The sequence below is a fragment of the Ruegeria sp. THAF57 genome, assembly GCF_903914075.1.
Taxonomy (GTDB): Bacteria; Pseudomonadota; Alphaproteobacteria; order Rhodobacterales; family Rhodobacteraceae; genus Ruegeria.
The window spans coordinates 16,230-32,504 of sequence record NZ_CAIWNQ010000010.1; the positions used below are offsets into that span (position 1 = coordinate 16,230).

The 16,275-nt window shown below is 54.7% G+C and carries 14 protein-coding genes; 9 read left to right on the forward strand and 5 right to left on the reverse strand.

The genetic code is table 11. From position 1 onward, the window contains the following. Positions 1-48 precede the first annotated feature (48 nt). From RUESEDTHA_RS18755 to RUESEDTHA_RS18775, 5 genes are read left to right on the forward strand one after another with little or no spacing between them, the layout of a single operon-like run. Positions 49-645, forward strand: a complete 597-nt coding sequence (locus tag RUESEDTHA_RS18755; protein WP_180888203.1) for a SapC family protein — start codon at positions 49-51, stop codon at positions 643-645. Next, a complete protein-coding gene (locus RUESEDTHA_RS18760; protein ID WP_180888204.1) occupies positions 633-881 on the forward strand; it encodes a hypothetical protein in 249 nt (82 codons plus the stop codon). The genes RUESEDTHA_RS18755 and RUESEDTHA_RS18760 overlap by 13 nt, the downstream gene beginning before the upstream one ends. A gap of 37 nt (positions 882-918) precedes the next feature. Beyond that, entirely contained in the window at positions 919-2,214 is a 1,296-nt protein-coding gene (locus RUESEDTHA_RS18765) for a TolC family protein (RefSeq protein ID WP_255431822.1), read from the forward strand. After that, positions 2,211-4,346: a type I secretion system permease/ATPase gene (locus RUESEDTHA_RS18770; RefSeq protein ID WP_255431823.1), complete on the forward strand. Its 2,136-nt coding sequence runs from the start codon at positions 2,211-2,213 to the stop codon at positions 4,344-4,346. The genes RUESEDTHA_RS18765 and RUESEDTHA_RS18770 overlap by 4 nt, the downstream gene beginning before the upstream one ends. Next, positions 4,330-5,640 carry an HlyD family type I secretion periplasmic adaptor subunit gene (locus tag RUESEDTHA_RS18775; RefSeq protein WP_180888206.1) on the forward strand — a complete coding sequence of 437 codons (1,311 nt, stop codon included), beginning with the start codon at positions 4,330-4,332 and terminating at the stop codon, positions 5,638-5,640. Before RUESEDTHA_RS18770 ends, RUESEDTHA_RS18775 begins: the two co-directional genes overlap by 17 nt. Positions 5,641-5,727: 87 nt before the next feature. On the opposite strand, the gene RUESEDTHA_RS18780 is transcribed toward RUESEDTHA_RS18775, so the two are convergent. The 3 genes from RUESEDTHA_RS18780 to RUESEDTHA_RS18790 all read right to left on the reverse strand — a co-directional run bounded on the left by RUESEDTHA_RS18780 (position 5,728) and on the right by RUESEDTHA_RS18790 (position 9,939). After that, positions 5,728-6,429 (reverse strand): response regulator transcription factor, encoded by a 702-nt coding sequence (locus RUESEDTHA_RS18780; RefSeq protein WP_171123397.1) that lies wholly within the window; start codon positions 6,427-6,429, stop codon positions 5,728-5,730. Beyond that, positions 6,429-8,294: a PAS-domain containing protein gene (locus RUESEDTHA_RS18785; RefSeq protein ID WP_370456820.1), complete on the reverse strand. Its 1,866-nt coding sequence runs from the start codon at positions 8,292-8,294 to the stop codon at positions 6,429-6,431. The genes RUESEDTHA_RS18780 and RUESEDTHA_RS18785 overlap by 1 nt, the downstream gene beginning before the upstream one ends. 112 nt (positions 8,295-8,406) lie before the next feature. Beyond that, on the reverse strand, positions 8,407-9,939 hold the full coding sequence (locus RUESEDTHA_RS18790) for a sulfatase-like hydrolase/transferase (protein WP_180888208.1): 1,533 nt from the start codon (positions 9,937-9,939) through the stop codon (positions 8,407-8,409). A 239-nt stretch (positions 9,940-10,178) separates the two neighbouring features. On the opposite strand from RUESEDTHA_RS18790, the gene RUESEDTHA_RS18795 reads away from it, so the two are divergent. From RUESEDTHA_RS18795 to RUESEDTHA_RS18810, 4 genes are read left to right on the forward strand one after another with little or no spacing between them, the layout of a single operon-like run. Continuing rightward, a complete protein-coding gene (locus RUESEDTHA_RS18795; RefSeq protein ID WP_180888209.1) occupies positions 10,179-11,303 on the forward strand; it encodes an ABC transporter permease in 1,125 nt (374 codons plus the stop codon). A gap of 1 nt (position 11,304) precedes the next feature. Beyond that, positions 11,305-12,120 carry an ABC transporter ATP-binding protein gene (locus RUESEDTHA_RS18800; protein WP_180888210.1) on the forward strand — a complete coding sequence of 272 codons (816 nt, stop codon included), beginning with the start codon at positions 11,305-11,307 and terminating at the stop codon, positions 12,118-12,120. Between the two features lie 5 nt (positions 12,121-12,125). After that, positions 12,126-13,442 (forward strand): MlaD family protein, encoded by a 1,317-nt coding sequence (locus RUESEDTHA_RS18805; RefSeq protein ID WP_180888211.1) that lies wholly within the window; start codon positions 12,126-12,128, stop codon positions 13,440-13,442. Next, positions 13,439-14,089, forward strand: coding sequence for an ABC-type transport auxiliary lipoprotein family protein (locus tag RUESEDTHA_RS18810; RefSeq protein ID WP_171123408.1), 651 nt, complete (start codon positions 13,439-13,441; stop codon positions 14,087-14,089). Before RUESEDTHA_RS18805 ends, RUESEDTHA_RS18810 begins: the two co-directional genes overlap by 4 nt. A 43-nt stretch (positions 14,090-14,132) precedes the next feature. Here the strand turns inward: RUESEDTHA_RS18810 and RUESEDTHA_RS21065 are convergent, their stop codons facing one another. Then, positions 14,133-14,501 carry a YfbK domain-containing protein gene (locus tag RUESEDTHA_RS21065; RefSeq protein ID WP_370456819.1) on the reverse strand — a complete coding sequence of 123 codons (369 nt, stop codon included), beginning with the start codon at positions 14,499-14,501 and terminating at the stop codon, positions 14,133-14,135. 60 nt (positions 14,502-14,561) lie between these two features. Then, a complete protein-coding gene (locus tag RUESEDTHA_RS18820) occupies positions 14,562-16,142 on the reverse strand; it encodes an FMN-binding glutamate synthase family protein (protein WP_180888213.1) in 1,581 nt (526 codons plus the stop codon). Positions 16,143-16,275 lie beyond the last annotated feature (133 nt).

The following is a 16,275-nucleotide window of genomic DNA, read 5'->3' on the forward strand; positions in this document are numbered from 1 at the left end:
GGTTGTCGGCAAAAACCCCGCGACCTTTTTGATCTGATGGGCCCACAGATGGAACAAAACCAACTACAGCCCGTTTCCTTCGCGCGTCACAAAAACTGGCGCTGGAAACGCTTTACGTCCTATCGCTTTGCGACACAAAAAACCCAAAGCAGAATCGTCATGACAGAGGCGTCAGAAATTGCTGCTGCTTTTCCAATCATATTTCAGGAAACAGACCTCGGGATTGAGCCAAAGGCGCTGTTTTCGCTTCAGAAAAAAGCGCCAAACCCGTTTGTAACGACGGACGGCCGATGGTTGGCAAGCTATGTGCCAGCAGAATTGCGCTGCCCCCCCTTTCAACTCGCGCGCACCGAATATTCATCCCATGACAGACATCACAATGTTCAGTTACTGGTTGATGAAACATCCGCTCTGCTAACAACCCAGCCGGAAGATGAACCGTTCTTCTCTGACAACGACGAATTGTCTCAAAACCTACAGGATGTGCTCAGGTTTTGCTCGCATGGTCCACAAACCACGAAAAGACGCTCAATGCTTGTCGTGGATTGGCGGCGATGGGGTTATTCGAAACCATTGGCCACTACGGCGGCATCGAACTGCCCACCGGCGCGTTGGCAATCTCGTAGGATAGATTGGATGCACTGACCCAATCTGGAAAGCTCAAGTTGTTCGAGACCGGCGCGTTGAGCTTAGTTTTCGCCCATTCGATTTCCTTGTGTCACTGCAAATGGCTTTTTCAAGCGCAAAAGCGGCAAAGCCACGCTGACGATCGGGATAAATTCACTCAAAATTCAGATATTTCCAGTTTCCTCGGTGCTGTCGCCAACGCTCAGAGGAACGAATTTTTTGAAAATGGTGAAATGTCGATCACTCATGCCTGAACGCTGTTCTTGCCCTCGGATTCTGGCCATCCTCTTCATGATATTAACATCAGCTTGCACGCCTTTTCCTGATCTCACGGGGGTTGAAGCCTCTTTGTCGGATGGTGCCGTGGGTGTCGGAGCGCAGCCAAAATCAGCGCGTTTGACTCAGGGTGATTTAGGTAAACAAATTCAAGCTGCTGTCGAGGCCAACCCCAGACTCGCGCAGAGTGCGACCCAACTCGAAAGTGCCTTCGCCAATCAAGAGGCCGCGAGAGGAGCTTTCTTGCCTCAGGTCTCAGTGGGCTTGAGTGCCAGATCCGAGCGGACGAATACTGATCTCGCAGACGTAACCCCTTATTTGCGCATCTCTCAACTTGTTTACGATGGCGGTGCCGCGTCGGGCAATCTGGCCGCGGCCAAAGCGCGTGTACTGGAAAGCCGCGGTGACCAACTTCAAACAGCGTCCGCTTTAACACTGGCGGCAATTGAGGCCTATGTCCTGGTATTGAATCGCCGTGAGATACTTATGATCTCAGATCGCAATGTGGCCGTTCACAAAGAGGTTCTGAATCAAGTCGTTGCACGGTTAGATCAGGGCGCAGGGTCAAATGCCGACGTTTTAACGGCGCGCTCACGTATAGCCGATGCGATGACGCGCCTGTCAGACGCAAGGACGCGAACGGAGCGCGCCGAGGCTCAGTTTCGAGAAGCATTTGGGCAAGAGCCGGGTGAGTTGTCGCAGCCTGTTACCGCTCCTGTTTTGACCCGGTCGGACCGTCAGATCATATTCGACAGCCCGCAAGTACGCCGCGCTGACGCTGCTTTGCTGGCGGCTCGTGCGGAACTCTCTGCTGCCGTCGCACGGCGTCAGCCCGGGGTGAAAGTCGCGGCATTCGCCGACCGGGACAACAGCAATGATGCAAACTTCGGGGTAGATCTCTCGTTTACATACGAATTGGACAGCACGGGGCAAAGGCGCGCATCTATTGCCATTGCAGAAGCCCGAGTCGAAGAAGCGGAGTATGCCCGCGACACTCTGATCCGAGAAATTCAGCGGGAACTGGATTTCATTCGATCAGACCAGCAAGCCGGTGCAGAAAGGCTTCGGGCAGCACGTCTTGCAGCTCAGGCAAACGCCAAAAGTGTCGTCGCTGCCCGCGCGCAATTCACAATAGGCAGGCGTAGCCTGATCGAGATACTGGATGCGCAACGCGACCATGTGAACGCCCAGGAACGCTTCATCCTTGCCAAGCAAAATACCTTTCTGACCAATTACGCCGTGCTCAGTCTGACAGGCGACATCTTGGACCTTTTCGGCATTTCCATCCAATTTGAGGATCTGCGCAAATGAGCTTACAAGATTGCAGGGAACACACACTGTTTGAGACGTGTTTGATGCACATCTCTGCGCAACTCGAACGGCCCATAACAGCCGCAGCTCTTTTTTCAGCACACTCGGATCCTGCCGGGGAATTAACTGTCCGGGATGCAATTGAAGCAGCAGACAAGGCCGGATTGCAGGCTGGCTATGGTGAGTGGAAACTGCCGAACTTCGACGAAAGCCTGGTGCCTGCGCTCTTACTGATGACCGGAAACCGAACCGTTGTTTTCCACGGCCGCACCAAGACCGGTGAGTACCTCATCTACGACCCGCAGCGCGGAGAACAGATTGCCGAGGTCGCGGAAGCGCAACTGAAGGAGGCGTACACTGGGTATGCGATCCTGTTTCGTCGCAGCTATCTGAGGGATCCGTCACTTAAAACTCAGCATGTCTCTGGTCACTGGTTTTGGTCCGCAATGTCTGCAAACCACTGGTCCTACGCACAGGTTGTACTGGCCGCTGTAGTGGCAAACATACTTGGGTTGTCCACATCTGTATTTATCATGGTGGTGTATGATCGGGTTCTGCCGAACGAAGCTACAGAATCCCTGGTGGCCTTAACCATCGGCGTCGGTTTGGCGCTTGGCTTTGACTTTTGTCTGAAAATTCTAAGAGCCGGGTTTATTGATAGGGCCGGAAAAAAGGCCGATCTTCTCATGGGGCGGCGCGTCTTCGATCAGTTGCTGAACATTCGGATGAAGTCCCGCACTGGTTCGACAGGCGCCATGGCCAATACCGTCAGAGAATTCGAGACACTGCGAGAGTTTTTTACGTCCGCCACTCTTGTTGCCGTCGTCGATTTGCCGTTTATCGTTTTGTTTATCCTCGTCATCCACGCGATAGGTGGCTCACTTGCCATTATCCCAGCTCTGTCGGTCCCCGTTGTGCTGGTCGCTGGACTGGTGGTACAAGCGTTGCTTGCGCGGCTGGCCGAAAAAAGTTTTGCCGACGGGCAATCAAAGCAATCGGTTCTGATCGAAACGGTTTCCGGGCTCGAAACCATCAAAACGACAGCTGCAGCAAGACAGATGCGATCACGATGGGACGCTGCCATGGACAGGCAATCCACCCATGGTATGCGCAGTCGAACGATTACACAATTCGCATTGAACTTAACGGGCTTCACACAGCAAGCCGCTCAAGTATTGATTGTCTTTTACGGCGTTTTCCTGATTACCGACGGTCAAACCAGCATGGGCGCGTTGGTTGCATGTGTGATGTTGACGGGGCGGGCGCTGGCGCCACTTGGCCAACTCGCCCAGACTTTGACCCGCGTAAACCAAGCGAGAAGCGCATATCGCAGTCTGAACACTTTGATGGATGCGGAAAGCGAACGCCCCACGGGAAAAGGCTGGATCAGCCGTCCTGATATCGAAGGCCGCATTTCGTTTAAGGGTGTTAGATTTTCGTATTCTGATCAAATGGATGAGACACTGTCAGGCATTTCAATTGATATCCAACCCGGAGAAAAGGTCGCTATTCTCGGCCCAATAGGGTCCGGAAAAAGCACGATCGCGCGCCTGATGCTAGGGCTTTATCAACCTGACTCTGGCTCGGTATCATTAGACGGCGTGGACATCCGCCAGATTGACCCTGGCGATCTTAGAAGGAACATTGGGTCTGTTCTACAAGACATCTGGCTGTTTTCTGGATCAATACGAGACAACATAGCGGCAGGTGCAAACAGGGCCCGCGACCAGGAAATAGTCGAGGCCGGGCGGATCGCGGGAGTAGAAGATTTTGCAGCCCGAACCGCTGCGGGCTACGACATGCAACTTTCCGAACGCGGTGAAGGATTGTCTGGTGGTCAACGGCAGGCCATAGCCCTAGCGCGCGCGTTAATTGGGCGACCACCGGTTCTTCTGTTTGACGAGCCGACAAGCGCCATGGACGTAAAGACAGAGTCCGAAGTCATCGAACGGCTGAAACAAGCGACGGCGGATACGACCATGGTAATCGTCACGCATCGCACCAGTCTCCTCGCTCTTGTGGATCGCGTGATTGTAATCGAAAACGGACGGATTTCAGCTGATGGCCCCAAAAGTATCCTGACCCAACATCTGCGTCCAACCGGAAGGAAACTGAATGCCGCGGCATCCTGACCTCGCAACACTGGCCATGGAAATGCGCGGACGGGCGCCTTTGCGTAGTTCAATGTTGCTGTTGCTCATCGTGGCGTGTCTCGTCACTGCGGCGCTATGGGCGTACCTGACAGAACTGGATGACGTGACCAGGGTAGATGGGCGGATCGTGCCTTCGGGTGACGTCCAGAAAATTGAGGCGACGGAGACAGGTGTTCTCAGGTCACTGCACGTTCTGGAAGGCCAAGTGGTAGACAAAGACACCCTGTTGATGGAGTTCGACACCACACAGATTGACAGCGAACTCAAACAGAAGCAGCAGCACGCCTTTGGTCTGATCGCACGCGTTCACAGGTTGCAAGTCGAAATCGACGAAGGGGATCTGGTCTTTGCCAAGAGCCTGATCGAGGGCGCGCCGGACGTGGTAAAATCTGAGACAGCTCTCTATCACGGTCGCCAAACCGAACTTCGTTCCGAAATTGCCATTCTTGAACGGCAGCGCTTGCAGCGACAGCGAGAATACGAAGAGGGCCTTGTCGATCAAGTCACCGCAGAAGAAACGCTCAGAGTATTGGCCGAAGAACGTGCCATCATGACACTGTTGGTGAAAAAGAAAATGGAGCCAGCGACTACTCTGTTGACCCTTCGGCGCAGCGAGGCGGAATGGTCGGGCAGAAAAACCCGCGCGGAAGCTGTAACAAACCGGTTACAGACCGGTCTTGAAGAAATCGACGATCGAATTCGCGCAACGCGAAATCGGTTCCGCAGCGCCGCTTTGACAGACCTTGCGATCGCCACTGCAGAACTTGCGGCTTTGAAACCCGCCATTCCAGCCCTCAAAGACCGTGCAGACCGCGCCCAGATAAAATCTCCTGTACGAGGAATCGTAAATCGAGTGCACCGCACGACAATTGGCGGCTTGGCGCGCAGTGGGGAAGATCTTATTGAAATTGTCCCGTTGGACGACACGCTTCTTGTGGAAGCTTATGTACCCCCAAAAGACATCGCATTTCTATACGCCGGGCAACCCGTAAAGGTTAAGATTACCGCTTATGATTTCGCTCGATACGGCGCTTTGGACGGAAACATAACCAGGATCGGCGCCAGCACTATTTCTCGGTCTGAACGGGATGACGAAGAAGTCTTCGTTGTTGAAATTAAGACGCGCCAGTCGTTTTTGGATGCAAACGGAGTGTCGATTGAGATCATTCCCGGCATGATTGCGGAAGTTGACATCCTTTCAGGGAAAAAGACCGTTTGGGAATATATTGTTCAGCCCGTGATCAAGATCAGGGATAAGGCTCTGCGCGAGTGAGCGATCCCAAACCTGGCCAATTTTGCTGTTTCATACACAGCAAAGCGATTGGTCTTTCCGCAAGTTTCAGGACCATCGCCCGCCGCGCTACAGCCAGTCCACATCCCCTAGGAATATGTAGCCGGCACCATAGATTGTCTTGATCAAGCGAGGGTTTTTTGGGTCTTCACCCAACTTTGTACGCAAACGGGAAATTCTGACATCCATGGCCCTGTCAAAACTTTCACCCGCCGCTCCGCCTAACGCTTCTTGCATTTGGGCTCGGCTTATCAGCCTTTTAGGGCTTTCCAGAAACAACCGTAGAACCTCACCCTCGGCGTGGCTGAACGGGGTTTCTTGCCCGGTTTTGTTCTCAAGGATGTAGCGGTCGAAATACGCCGTCCATCCGTTAAACCGTGCTGCGTCAGACTGTGTGGCCTGGGACCGTGGCGACCGCAGCCTTGCCCGGACGCGTGCAACGACTTCTGCCGGATCAAAGGGCTTGGTGATATAGTCATCCGCGCCAAGCTCCAGCCCTGTTACCCGGTCCTGCACTTGCGCACGGCCGGAAATGATAATCACCGCCGCACCCTGTTCCAGCGCAAGCCTGTGAACCAGCGCAAGGCCATCGGTATCGGGCAAGGACAAATCCACAAGACAGACATCCGGCGTGACACGTTTCAGCGATGCTTCAAATTCGCGGGCCCGTGAAAAACTCTGTGTCTTGAACCCCGCATCTTCGAGCGCTTCAGTTAAAATCCGGCGGATCTCGGGTTCGTCATCGACGATGGTAACCAAAGGTTGAGTCATCACGCAGCCTCCGCACGGATCAGGGCGGACAATTGAGCCCGCGTAAAAGGTTTACGCAGAACCGGTGCAAGCGTCAGCGCCTTTCGGTGCAAGGGATCGGAGTAAGGTAAGGACGTCATCAGGATACATGGCAACTTGTCCTTTAACCGATCCAGCAAATCCAACCCCGTGCCTTCCCCTTCAAGACGAATATCAGAAAGCACCAGCACGATATCCTCGATATCTGACGCAAGCGCCAGGGCTTCATCCACCGATGTCGCCTCGATCACTGAAAAACCAAGATCAACCAACATGTCACGGAACTGACTGCGCAGGTCGTCACTATCTTCGACCAAAAGAACCATACCTTCCTGAACAGGTGGCGCCGGTCGATAGGGCAATCGCAAAACAACCGAAGCCCCCGACGGGGTATTGCGCAAGTTCAGATCACCACCGGCCAGTTTCACCGTGTCATACACCATCGGCAAACCCAGACCTGACCCTTCGCTGCCCTTGGTGGTAAAAAATGGGTTCAATGCCTTCTTCAATGCATCGACAGAGAACCCCGGACCAGTGTCCGATACGGTTACCTCGACCCAAATCGAACCTACTGTATGGGCGCTGATCGTAATCTGACCCGTTTCGCCACACGCATCTCTTGCATTGAGAACAAGGTTCAGCAGCGCATCCTGCAGCATTCCGGGATCCAGCATCAAAGCTTCGTCCGGAAGAGTGTTTACCACCGACAAACCGACCCCTCGCGGCAAAGAGGGTGATGCCAGAATGCGCAGGTCTTCCAACAGACCACGCATATCGGTCGCCTTTGGCTGAGGAGTCCGGCTACCTGTCATATCGGCGATACGGTTGAGCAGTTGCCCACCCCGCCGGGCCGTCTGTTGTGTCGCTGCCACCAATTCGCGTGCAGGTTCCGGCAGATCCATCTTGTCCAACCGGGATTGCATTCCCAGGATGATCGTCAACAGGTTGGAAAAGTCATGCGCCAGCCCGCTTGTCATTTGTGCGGCCATGGCCCGTCTGCGTGTCTGCTGCAGAGCAACCCGCGCCTGTGTCTCTTCGGTGATGTCGACTGACATGACATAGACGCCGCCCACGCTGTCTGGCGTAAAGGACACGCGGATACGTCTGGATCCCTGATCTTCGGTGAATTCAAAAACCGAGGTTTCACCCTCATAGGCTTTTTTTAGGTGTGGCTGGACACGCGCATAAGAGGCCGCGCCCAATGCCCGTTCGATATGCATTCCCAAAATCTCGGATGGGCGTCCGGGCATGACGGAATTAAGCCGCCGGTTGGAATAATCGTACCGCCCGTCGGCATCCAAGTGCGCGATATGAGCTGGCATCATCTCGGTCGTCATGCGCGTGCGGGCTTCAATCTCGGTCAACTGACGCTTGGCCTCTTCCAAAGCTGCGTTTGTCGCCGCCAGTTTTCGATTGGTTGCGGACAGTTCTTCGGCGCGGTCCAGAAGCTGACTGGACAGCTCAACCGATCGGGCGCGCAGCAAGGCCTCGGCCTGTTTGGTATTGGTTATGTCTGTATAGACAGCCACCCAGCCGCCATTTGGCAACGGGGCGCCTTCAACGGAAATAACCTGACCGTTAGAACGTACCCGCTCAAGGTAATGCGGCTCGAATGTCAGGGCCTGAGCGACGCGCGTTTCGACAATTTCCACGACACTGGCGTCATCTCCATACTCGCCATTTTCAGCAAGGTATTGGATTGTATCGCGAAACAGCGAACCGGGTCGGACAAGTTGATCAGGCAGGTTAAACATGGCCTGGAACGGGCGGTTGCTGACAACAAGCCGTAACTGATTGTCATAAATAGACAAACCCTGCCCAATCAGGTTAAGGCCCGCGGTTGTCATAGTCTTGATCTGTTCTTCAGTAATGTTCAAATCCGCCCTCCGCACCTTTCATGCGTAACACCGGAATTATCGCAGGTGTAGGGGGGTTCGGCGCGACAGGTTGGGGTGAACTTCAAAACCGGTCTTTCGACATAGGCCCATCTGGCGTGATCGAGTGAAGGGATAAAGTATGATCCATGTTTCGCATCCGATGGCGCAACATAAGGCGCGTCAGGCGTGCAAGTTCAGTCGCGTATTCTGGCTTTTCAGCAACGTTCTCCATCTCTCCCTGAGCAGCGTGATCAAACAGCATGGGCGACACGTCCGCGGCGAACTCAACCAGTGTAAACCGGCGGTCGCGCAGTATTCCAAGGCATGAGTCGCTGTGGCCGGTTCCCAGTTCTTTCTGCCAGATGGTTGGTCTTTCTGGTTGGGAAAAATCCAGTTCGCTGAACGAATAGCTGCGCCAATCATCCGGCACCTGCCCGTGCAGGACCGGCATAAGAGATCGCCCGTCCATCGAGTTTGGGATCGTTTGTCCAACCCATTCCAGAATGGTTGGGGTGATATCTATGGACTCGGTTGGTTCAGATACAACCGCACCTGCCCGCGCCTGATTTTCAGGTAAGCGGATCATCAGAGGCGTATGGTAGGCCGCATCATAGACAGTCATCTTGCCCCAACTATGTCGGTCCCCCAGCATCTCACCGTGATCGGCGGTGATGACTATCAAAGTGTCGTCGTACTGGCCGCTGTCCTTGAGAAACCCGAGAACACGACCCACGTGATGATCTACCTCGGTGGCCAGCCCCAGATACACGGCTCTTAGCGTCTGGATGTTCTCGGGTGTCGGGTCGACCTGGTCAAAACCCAAAACGAAATCGGCAGGCGTCTGTTTGGCCATCGTCGGCCCAAAGAAAGGATGCAAAGCCCGCTCGCTGTCTGCCTCGGCAAAGCCAACCGGCAGGGGCAAAGACGTCGCATCATACATGTCGTTATAAGGTGCGGGAGCCACCAACGGCGGATGAGGTCGGATATAGGTCAAGTGTGCGAACCAACTTTCACCTACGCGCGACGCCATACTGTTCAGGAATACATCTGTCAGGAACGCCGTATCGCTGTCCTGGGCAGCGTACATGGCCGGGTCATTAAGGCGGGCATTCCCTCCGCCACGGGCGACGGGTTTATGGACGTCCCAGTAATCGTCGAATTCATAACCCTTTTGCAAAAGATGGGATCGCCAAGGGTAAGACTCCTCCAACCGCATTTCGACAACTTCTTCAAACCCGCGCATCGGGTTTTCATAGGATCGCAAGATCGGGTCATTGGGGTCGTGAACCCTTGGGTCTGCCGTGGTGTCGGTATAGCCGAACAACAACGGCACGTACCCAGCCTTTCGCATCTCGGTGGCAATGTTTGGTGTGTCATGCCGCAAAGGCGTTCCATTTCGCACTGAACGATGGTTCATCGCGTACTGGCCTGTCAAAATCGACGCTCTGGACGGTCCGCACGGATTCGTCACGGAATAGTGGCGGTCAAACGTAACGGCATCCGCCATGAATTCCCGCAGGTTCGGCAAGTCGACATGCGCCGCCAACGCTCCGTTCAAACAGTCGGCCCGCAATTGATCTATGATGATGAACAGGACATTTCCCGCGCGCCGCATTCCATTCTCCATGATTCCGTAGACGTGGGTCCGGGCAAACTCTGTCTTGGTTCGCGGTCGCGGGCAACAAGATTGTCGCGCGGATATCCAAACGCCCCTTGCCCAGCACAAAGCAAGTTCATGACCAAGACAAACAAGGCCAAGGTAACCGTCACGAACGCGCTGTTGTTAAGCCACATTCCCCGTTTGGCCTGCAAAAATGCATTGCAGCGCAACGCGGTTTCACATCACATACGCCCATGACACAACCAGCGATTCAATCTGACTGGAACGCCGACGGCGTTTACCTCAAGGTATCAGGTGAATTGGTAACGCAGTCCCTCAGCAGCGTTGAAAACGCTTTCTCTTCGTTCAAACCTGACGGGACCTCGGTTGTGTTGGATTTGACGGATGTGCAGGCTCTGGACACCGGGGGCGCCTGGCTTGTCGCCGATCTTGCGCGCCGTGTTCAGGCATCTGGGGCAGATGTTCAGTTTCAGGGTGTGACATCTGCGTATTCCGACCTGATTGACACGGTTTCCAAAAACATCCCCGACGAACCAGGTGCCGCAACACATCACCGCACCTTTGCCGACTGGGTTGAGAGTATTGGCAAACGAACGGTTGGAGGCTGGAACGACAGCCTGTCGATTCTTGGGTTTTTGGGCCTGACCTTGCATCGGCTGTTCAGAACTGTCCTGATGCCGCGCCGGCTGCGCCGTGCAGCATTGGTGTCGCAGATGGAGGAGGTCGGTTTCAAGGCGATCCCGATAGTGGCCTTGATGGGCTTTCTGATCGGCGTTGTTCTGGCTTTTCAGGGTGCAACGCAGCTCAAGCAGTTTGGCGCCGAAATTTTTGTCGTCGAACTGATCTCAATCTCGGTCTTGCGAGAATTGGGCATTCTGCTGACGGCCATTATTGTGGCGGGCCGGTCTGGATCTGCATTCACGGCTTCAATAGGTTCGATGAAAGTGCAGGAAGAGATCGACGCGATGCGAACCTTGGGGTTAGACCCGATCGAAGTTCTGGTGATCCCCCGCGTCGTGGCCCTGCTGATCATGCTGCCGATCCTGGGCTTCATAGCTGACATGGCCGCCCTGTTTGGCGGGGGATTGATGAGCTGGATCGACCTTGACGTCAGCCCGGGGATGTTTGCGACCCGGCTGAAGGAAAACACCGGCATCTGGCACTTTGCCATTGGGATGATCAAAGCGCCATTCTTTGCGCTGGTCATCGGTGTCGTCGCCTGTTGGCAGGCAATGCAGGTCAAAGGCTCGGCCCAGAGCGTTGGGCAGCGCACGACCGCTTCGGTCGTTCAATCCATCTTCATGGTCATTGCGCTGGACGCTCTGTTTTCAATCTTTTTCTCAGTCATGGGGGTCTGAAATGGACGGAACACCCCTTGAGAAGACCGCAAAGACCGACACAAAACGCGAGGCCGTAATTCGCGTTCGCAATCTGACCAATCAATTCGGCCCGCAAGTTGTCCATCAGGATCTGAACCTGGATGTCTGGCGCGGCGAAGTTTTGGGCATCGTCGGCGGCTCTGGCACGGGCAAGTCGGTTTTATTGCGTACAATCGTCGGGCTGAACAAACCTGCAGCTGGCAGCATCGACGTGCTGGGGGTCGACGTTTTGAACGGCCCCGAGCAGGAACGACAGCGGATCGAACAACGTTGGGGGGTGGCGTTTCAGGACGGCGCACTCTTTTCGTCGCTGACTGTCCTTCAAAACGTGATGGCCCCGATGCGCGAACATACAGGCCTGAGCGAAAGCCTGATGACCGCGCTTGGTGGGCTAAAAATCAGTCTGGTTGGGCTGCCGCAATTGAGCTGCGGAAAATTTCCGTCCGAACTGTCGGGGGGGATGCGTAAACGCGCTGCACTTGCGCGGGCGCTCGCGCTGGACCCGGAAATCGTTTTTCTTGATGAACCGACAGCCGGTCTAGATCCGATTGGTGCCGCGGCCTATGACGAGTTGATCGGCGAATTGCAACACGCTCTCGGCTTAACGGTCTTTATGGTCACACATGATCTGGACAGCCTCTATGCCATTTGTGATCGCGTCGCAGTTCTTGCAGAAAAACGCGTGCTTGTTGAAGGCCCGATTGAAGAAATGACCAAAGTCGATCATCCTTGGGTTCAGGAATACTTTACGGGCCCCCGCGCGCGTGCTGCGCAAGAGAAGGGGCAAGACAGGTAAACGTTATGGAAACCCGAGCGAACTATATCCTGATCGGCGCATTTACCCTTGCGGGTATTCTCGGCGCATTTGGGTTCTTCCTGTGGCTGGCAAAATTCGAAGTGTCGCGCCAATACGCCTATTACGACGTGCTATTCGACAACGTATCGGGCCTGTCGGCGGCCGGCGGGGTCAGTTTCAATGGTCTTCCCGTAGGTCAGGTGATCTCGTTGGATCTGGATGAAGAAGACCCATCAAAAGTGCGGGTCCGCATTGAAATTGACGCAGAAATCCCTGTCACGAACGAAACAATTGCGCAACTTCAGTCCCTGGGGGTCACAGGAGTCAGTTACGTGGAACTGACGGGGGGCTCTCCGACTGCAGAGCGTCTTCCGCAAGACAGCCTGATCAAAAGCAAGCGAAGTGCGATTCAATCCCTGTTCGAAGGCGCGCCGCTGCTTCTGGAAAAAGCGATCACACTGCTTGAGGACGTCAACAAGATCGTGGATGAGAAAAACCGTGCGGCAGTATCGGATATTCTGGAAAACGTGGCACAGGCAACGGGCCGGTTGGACAAGACACTTTCAGACTTTGAATCACTTTCCTCGGATCTTGGCGGCGCTGCCAAAGAAATTTCGGCATTCTCGAAACGTCTGGATCAACTCGCCGATACTGCAGAAACCACGCTTTCGACGGGAACGGAAACGCTTAACAGCGTGAAAACCGCGTCTGAATCGGCAACTGAGACCCTGCAAAGCGCGAAAACCACCATCGAGTCCGCCGACAGGGTCATTCAACAGGACCTGAAACCGTTTCTTGACCGGGCGTCGACCCTGGCTGAAAATCTGACCGGTCTTTCCGATGAAGGCTCGGTGGCACTGGCGACGGCGACGGAAACATTCCTTAACGCGAACGAGACCCTTGGCTCCGTTACGGGTGCGATGGAAACCGCTCAAAAAACGCTGACATCGGCAGAACGCGCTTTTGACTCGGCCAATCGCATAATTGACGAGGATGTCGGTCAGGTGATGGCAGATATCCGCAATGCGGCCAATCAGGTGGCATCCACCGTTACCAACGTCACCGAGCGTTTGGACGAAATCTCAGACGATATCTTAAGTGCGTCACAATCCGCCTCAGAACTTCTGGGAACTATCGACGGCATCGTGCAGGACAACCGCCGGCAACTGTCCGACTTTTTGCGGGTTGGCTTACCCCAGTTCACGCGCTTCATCGAAGAGTCTCAGCGTTTGGTCGTCAGCCTGGACCGGTTGGTGGACAAGGTTGAACGGGATCCCGCACGCTTCTTACTGGGGACCCAAGCATCGGAGTTTCGCCAATGATCAGGTCATTTCTTACCGCTCTGGCGATCGTTTCGTTAGCAGGTTGCACCGGACTGGGTACGCTTCAGCAGGCATCCAAGCCAAACGATCTTTATCTTTTGACACCGAAAAGCACCTTTTCCTCGTCCCTGCCGCGCGTCCAAAGGCAAATCGTTGTCGAAGAGCCTTCGGCGACTGCGGCAGTCAACACGGATCAGATCGCAATTCAGCCCACCCCCTTGCAAGTGCAGTACTTATCTAGGGCCCGATGGGTAGATCGCGCACCACTGATCGTTCAGACTTTGTTGGTTGAGAGTTTCGAAAACAGCGGCAAAGTGGCCGCCGTCGGCAGATCAACTGTTGGCCTAAGAGCAGACTATGTTGTTGTTCCCGACCTGCGCGAATTCCAAGGTATAGTCGTGAGCGAGACCGACAATTCCTCGACCGTGCGGGTCGAGGTTCGGATGAACATCAAGATCATCGATGAGTTTGAGGACAAGATCATCGCATCCAGTTCGTTCCAGGAAAACGTCGTTGCCGCCAGTGATCAAACTGAAGACTTGGTCACAGCTTTCGATGTCGCCCTGGGCAAGACAATGCGCGACGCGGTCGAGTGGAGTATCCGTAAGATCCACACCCACGCCGCAAACAATCCAAGGTCGTTCTAGACGCGATCGAAAATGGGCGCTGTCTGACAGCGCCCATCCCTGCTCACCGACCCAATGATTGCGCAAGGCGCATCAGCGTGACGGCTTCGGCTCTGTAGCCAAACGGGTCTTCGCCGCGCGCAGTATTGGCCAGGCGGATTGCATCATCAAAGGTCCAACCCCCAAGATACGCCCCACCCCTCAGCAATTGTCCAAAGCCAGCAATTGCGTATGAGAACCGCACACCGTCCGTGATCTTGGCTGGTAATGCCAGGCAGATGTCCTGCGTCAAGTCCTCGGCTTGGTCGGCGCGTCCCAAAAGGCGGAACGCCAATCGGAAAATCCGGTCGTAATGGCGCTCTAACAGGGCGGCAAACGCGTTCGCGTCACCATTGGCGGCGGCCATTGCCAGATCCTCATCCGAAGTACTCATGCGCATCACGAATGGTAAGACGGATCACAAAGGTCAATCCTTGGCGGTTCTTGAAAAAATTTAGAACCGGGATGCCTGTGCCATGTCCCAGTCGGTTTTGAACTCTGCAGGGATTGACTCCGTCAGCAGCGCCCCTTCCTCCAGAAATGTGTAGAGTTCCCCATACGAACGCTCTCGCTCGTCTGCGGTTCGGCGTCGAATGTCCGACGGGCGCAATTCTGACACGGTGCTTTTGCCCATGGCGCCCAACAGCTCACGGAAGCTTTCGAGCGTCGCGTCATGATACCTGTGCACGCGTTGGCGTTTTTGAGGAACGTTCACGGCACGCCCCCGCACCGGGTCCTGTGTTGCCACACCGGACGGGCAGCGGTTGGTATTACAATGCAGGGCCTGAATGCATCCAACTGCAAACATCATCGCGCGGGCGGCGTTGCACATGTCCGCTCCGAGAGCGAATTTTTCCACCATATCATACCCGGTGGCCACTTTGCCCGAGCAGATGATCCGAATTTTATCCCGCAAACCGATACCGCGCAGACAGTTGTTCACGAAGATCAACGCTTCGTTCAACGGCATCCCCAACCTGTTGGTAAATTCAACAGGGGCCGCGCCCGTACCCCCTTCGGAACCGTCGATCGTGATAAAATCCGGCAGGATTTCAGTTTCCAGCATCGCTTTGCAAATCGCCATGAATTCTGATGGGCGACCGATGCACAACTTGAAACCAATAGGCTTACCTTCCGACATGTCCCGCAGGTGCTGAACAAACTCCAGCAGCCCGGTCGGCCCGTCAAAAGCAGAATGAATGGGCGGAGAGATTACGTCCCGATGCAGCGGAACGCCGCGAATATCCGCGATTTCCTGATCTACTTTTGCCGCAGGCAATACACCGCCATGCGATGGCTTCGCCCCCTGAGACAGCTTGATCTCAATCGCTTTAACAACGGGATTTCGGGCCTTTTCAGCGAATTTGTCCTTGTCGAAACCGCCCTCATGGGTTCGACACCCAAAATAGCCAGTGCCAATCTGCCAGATGATGTCTCCGCCTTCGGCCAAGTGATGCGGCGACAACCCCCCTTCACCCGTGTTATGAGCGAACCCACCGTCCTTGGCGCCGCCATTCAGTGCCCGAATTGCATTCGCACTAAGCGCCCCGAAACTCATGGCCGAGACATTCAGGCGGGATGCACTATAAGGTTGTTTGCATTGCGGGCCGCCCAATGTAACGCGCTCTTCGCTTTCCGGTACGTCTTTGGGGGCCAGAGAATGATTTGCCCGGTGATACCCGACAGTCATGATGTCATATTGGGTGCCGAAGGCCTGAGTATCGACCTGACCTTTCGCCCGTGAATACACCAGACCCCGGATAATTCGGTTGAAGGGCCGACCGCTTTCATTGGTCTCAACAAAATACTGGCGGATTTCAGGGCTTACAAATTCCAACATGTAACGGAAGTGGCCTAGAACAGGGTAATTGTTCAGGACATTGTGCTTGGTGGTCAGCATGTCGTAAAGCCCGATCACCGCATAAGGCACCAGCACAATCAGCAACCAGTAGGCCGGCGGCCAGAAGAAACCCCAGAGCAGAGTTAACGGCAAGCAAACATAGCTGAGGATGTAATAGAGTCTGCGTACAATCATCGTGCTCTCCGATACCGTCATAGTCTTACCCAATCGTTGAGCAGATCCACGTTTGCTTGCAAGAGTTTACGCCGCACTTCACAAAAAAGGGCTTCATTGTGAAGTCGGGTCTTCTGTTGATCACGTTGTTTGC

Coding starts and splice junctions, on each gene's coding strand:
- RUESEDTHA_RS18755 (WP_180888203.1), top strand. CDS start 49: ATGGAACAAAACCAACTACAGCCCGTTTCCTTCGCGCGTCACAAAAAC.
- RUESEDTHA_RS18765 (WP_255431822.1), top strand. CDS start 919: ATGATATTAACATCAGCTTGCACGCCTTTTCCTGATCTCACGGGGGTT.
- RUESEDTHA_RS18770 (WP_255431823.1), top strand. CDS start 2,211: ATGAGCTTACAAGATTGCAGGGAACACACACTGTTTGAGACGTGTTTG.
- RUESEDTHA_RS18775 (WP_180888206.1), top strand. CDS start 4,330: ATGCCGCGGCATCCTGACCTCGCAACACTGGCCATGGAAATGCGCGGA.
- RUESEDTHA_RS18780 (WP_171123397.1), bottom strand. CDS start 6,429: ATGACTCAACCTTTGGTTACCATCGTCGATGACGAACCCGAGATCCGC.
- RUESEDTHA_RS18785 (WP_370456820.1), bottom strand. CDS start 8,294: ATGACAACCGCGGGCCTTAACCTGATTGGGCAGGGTTTGTCTATTTAT.
- RUESEDTHA_RS18790 (WP_180888208.1), bottom strand. CDS start 9,939: ATGCGGCGCGCGGGAAATGTCCTGTTCATCATCATAGATCAATTGCGG.
- RUESEDTHA_RS18795 (WP_180888209.1), top strand. CDS start 10,179: ATGACACAACCAGCGATTCAATCTGACTGGAACGCCGACGGCGTTTAC.
- RUESEDTHA_RS18800 (WP_180888210.1), top strand. CDS start 11,305: ATGGACGGAACACCCCTTGAGAAGACCGCAAAGACCGACACAAAACGC.
- RUESEDTHA_RS18805 (WP_180888211.1), top strand. CDS start 12,126: ATGGAAACCCGAGCGAACTATATCCTGATCGGCGCATTTACCCTTGCG.
- RUESEDTHA_RS18810 (WP_171123408.1), top strand. CDS start 13,439: ATGATCAGGTCATTTCTTACCGCTCTGGCGATCGTTTCGTTAGCAGGT.
- RUESEDTHA_RS21065 (WP_370456819.1), bottom strand. CDS start 14,501: ATGAGTACTTCGGATGAGGATCTGGCAATGGCCGCCGCCAATGGTGAC.
- RUESEDTHA_RS18820 (WP_180888213.1), bottom strand. CDS start 16,142: ATGATTGTACGCAGACTCTATTACATCCTCAGCTATGTTTGCTTGCCG.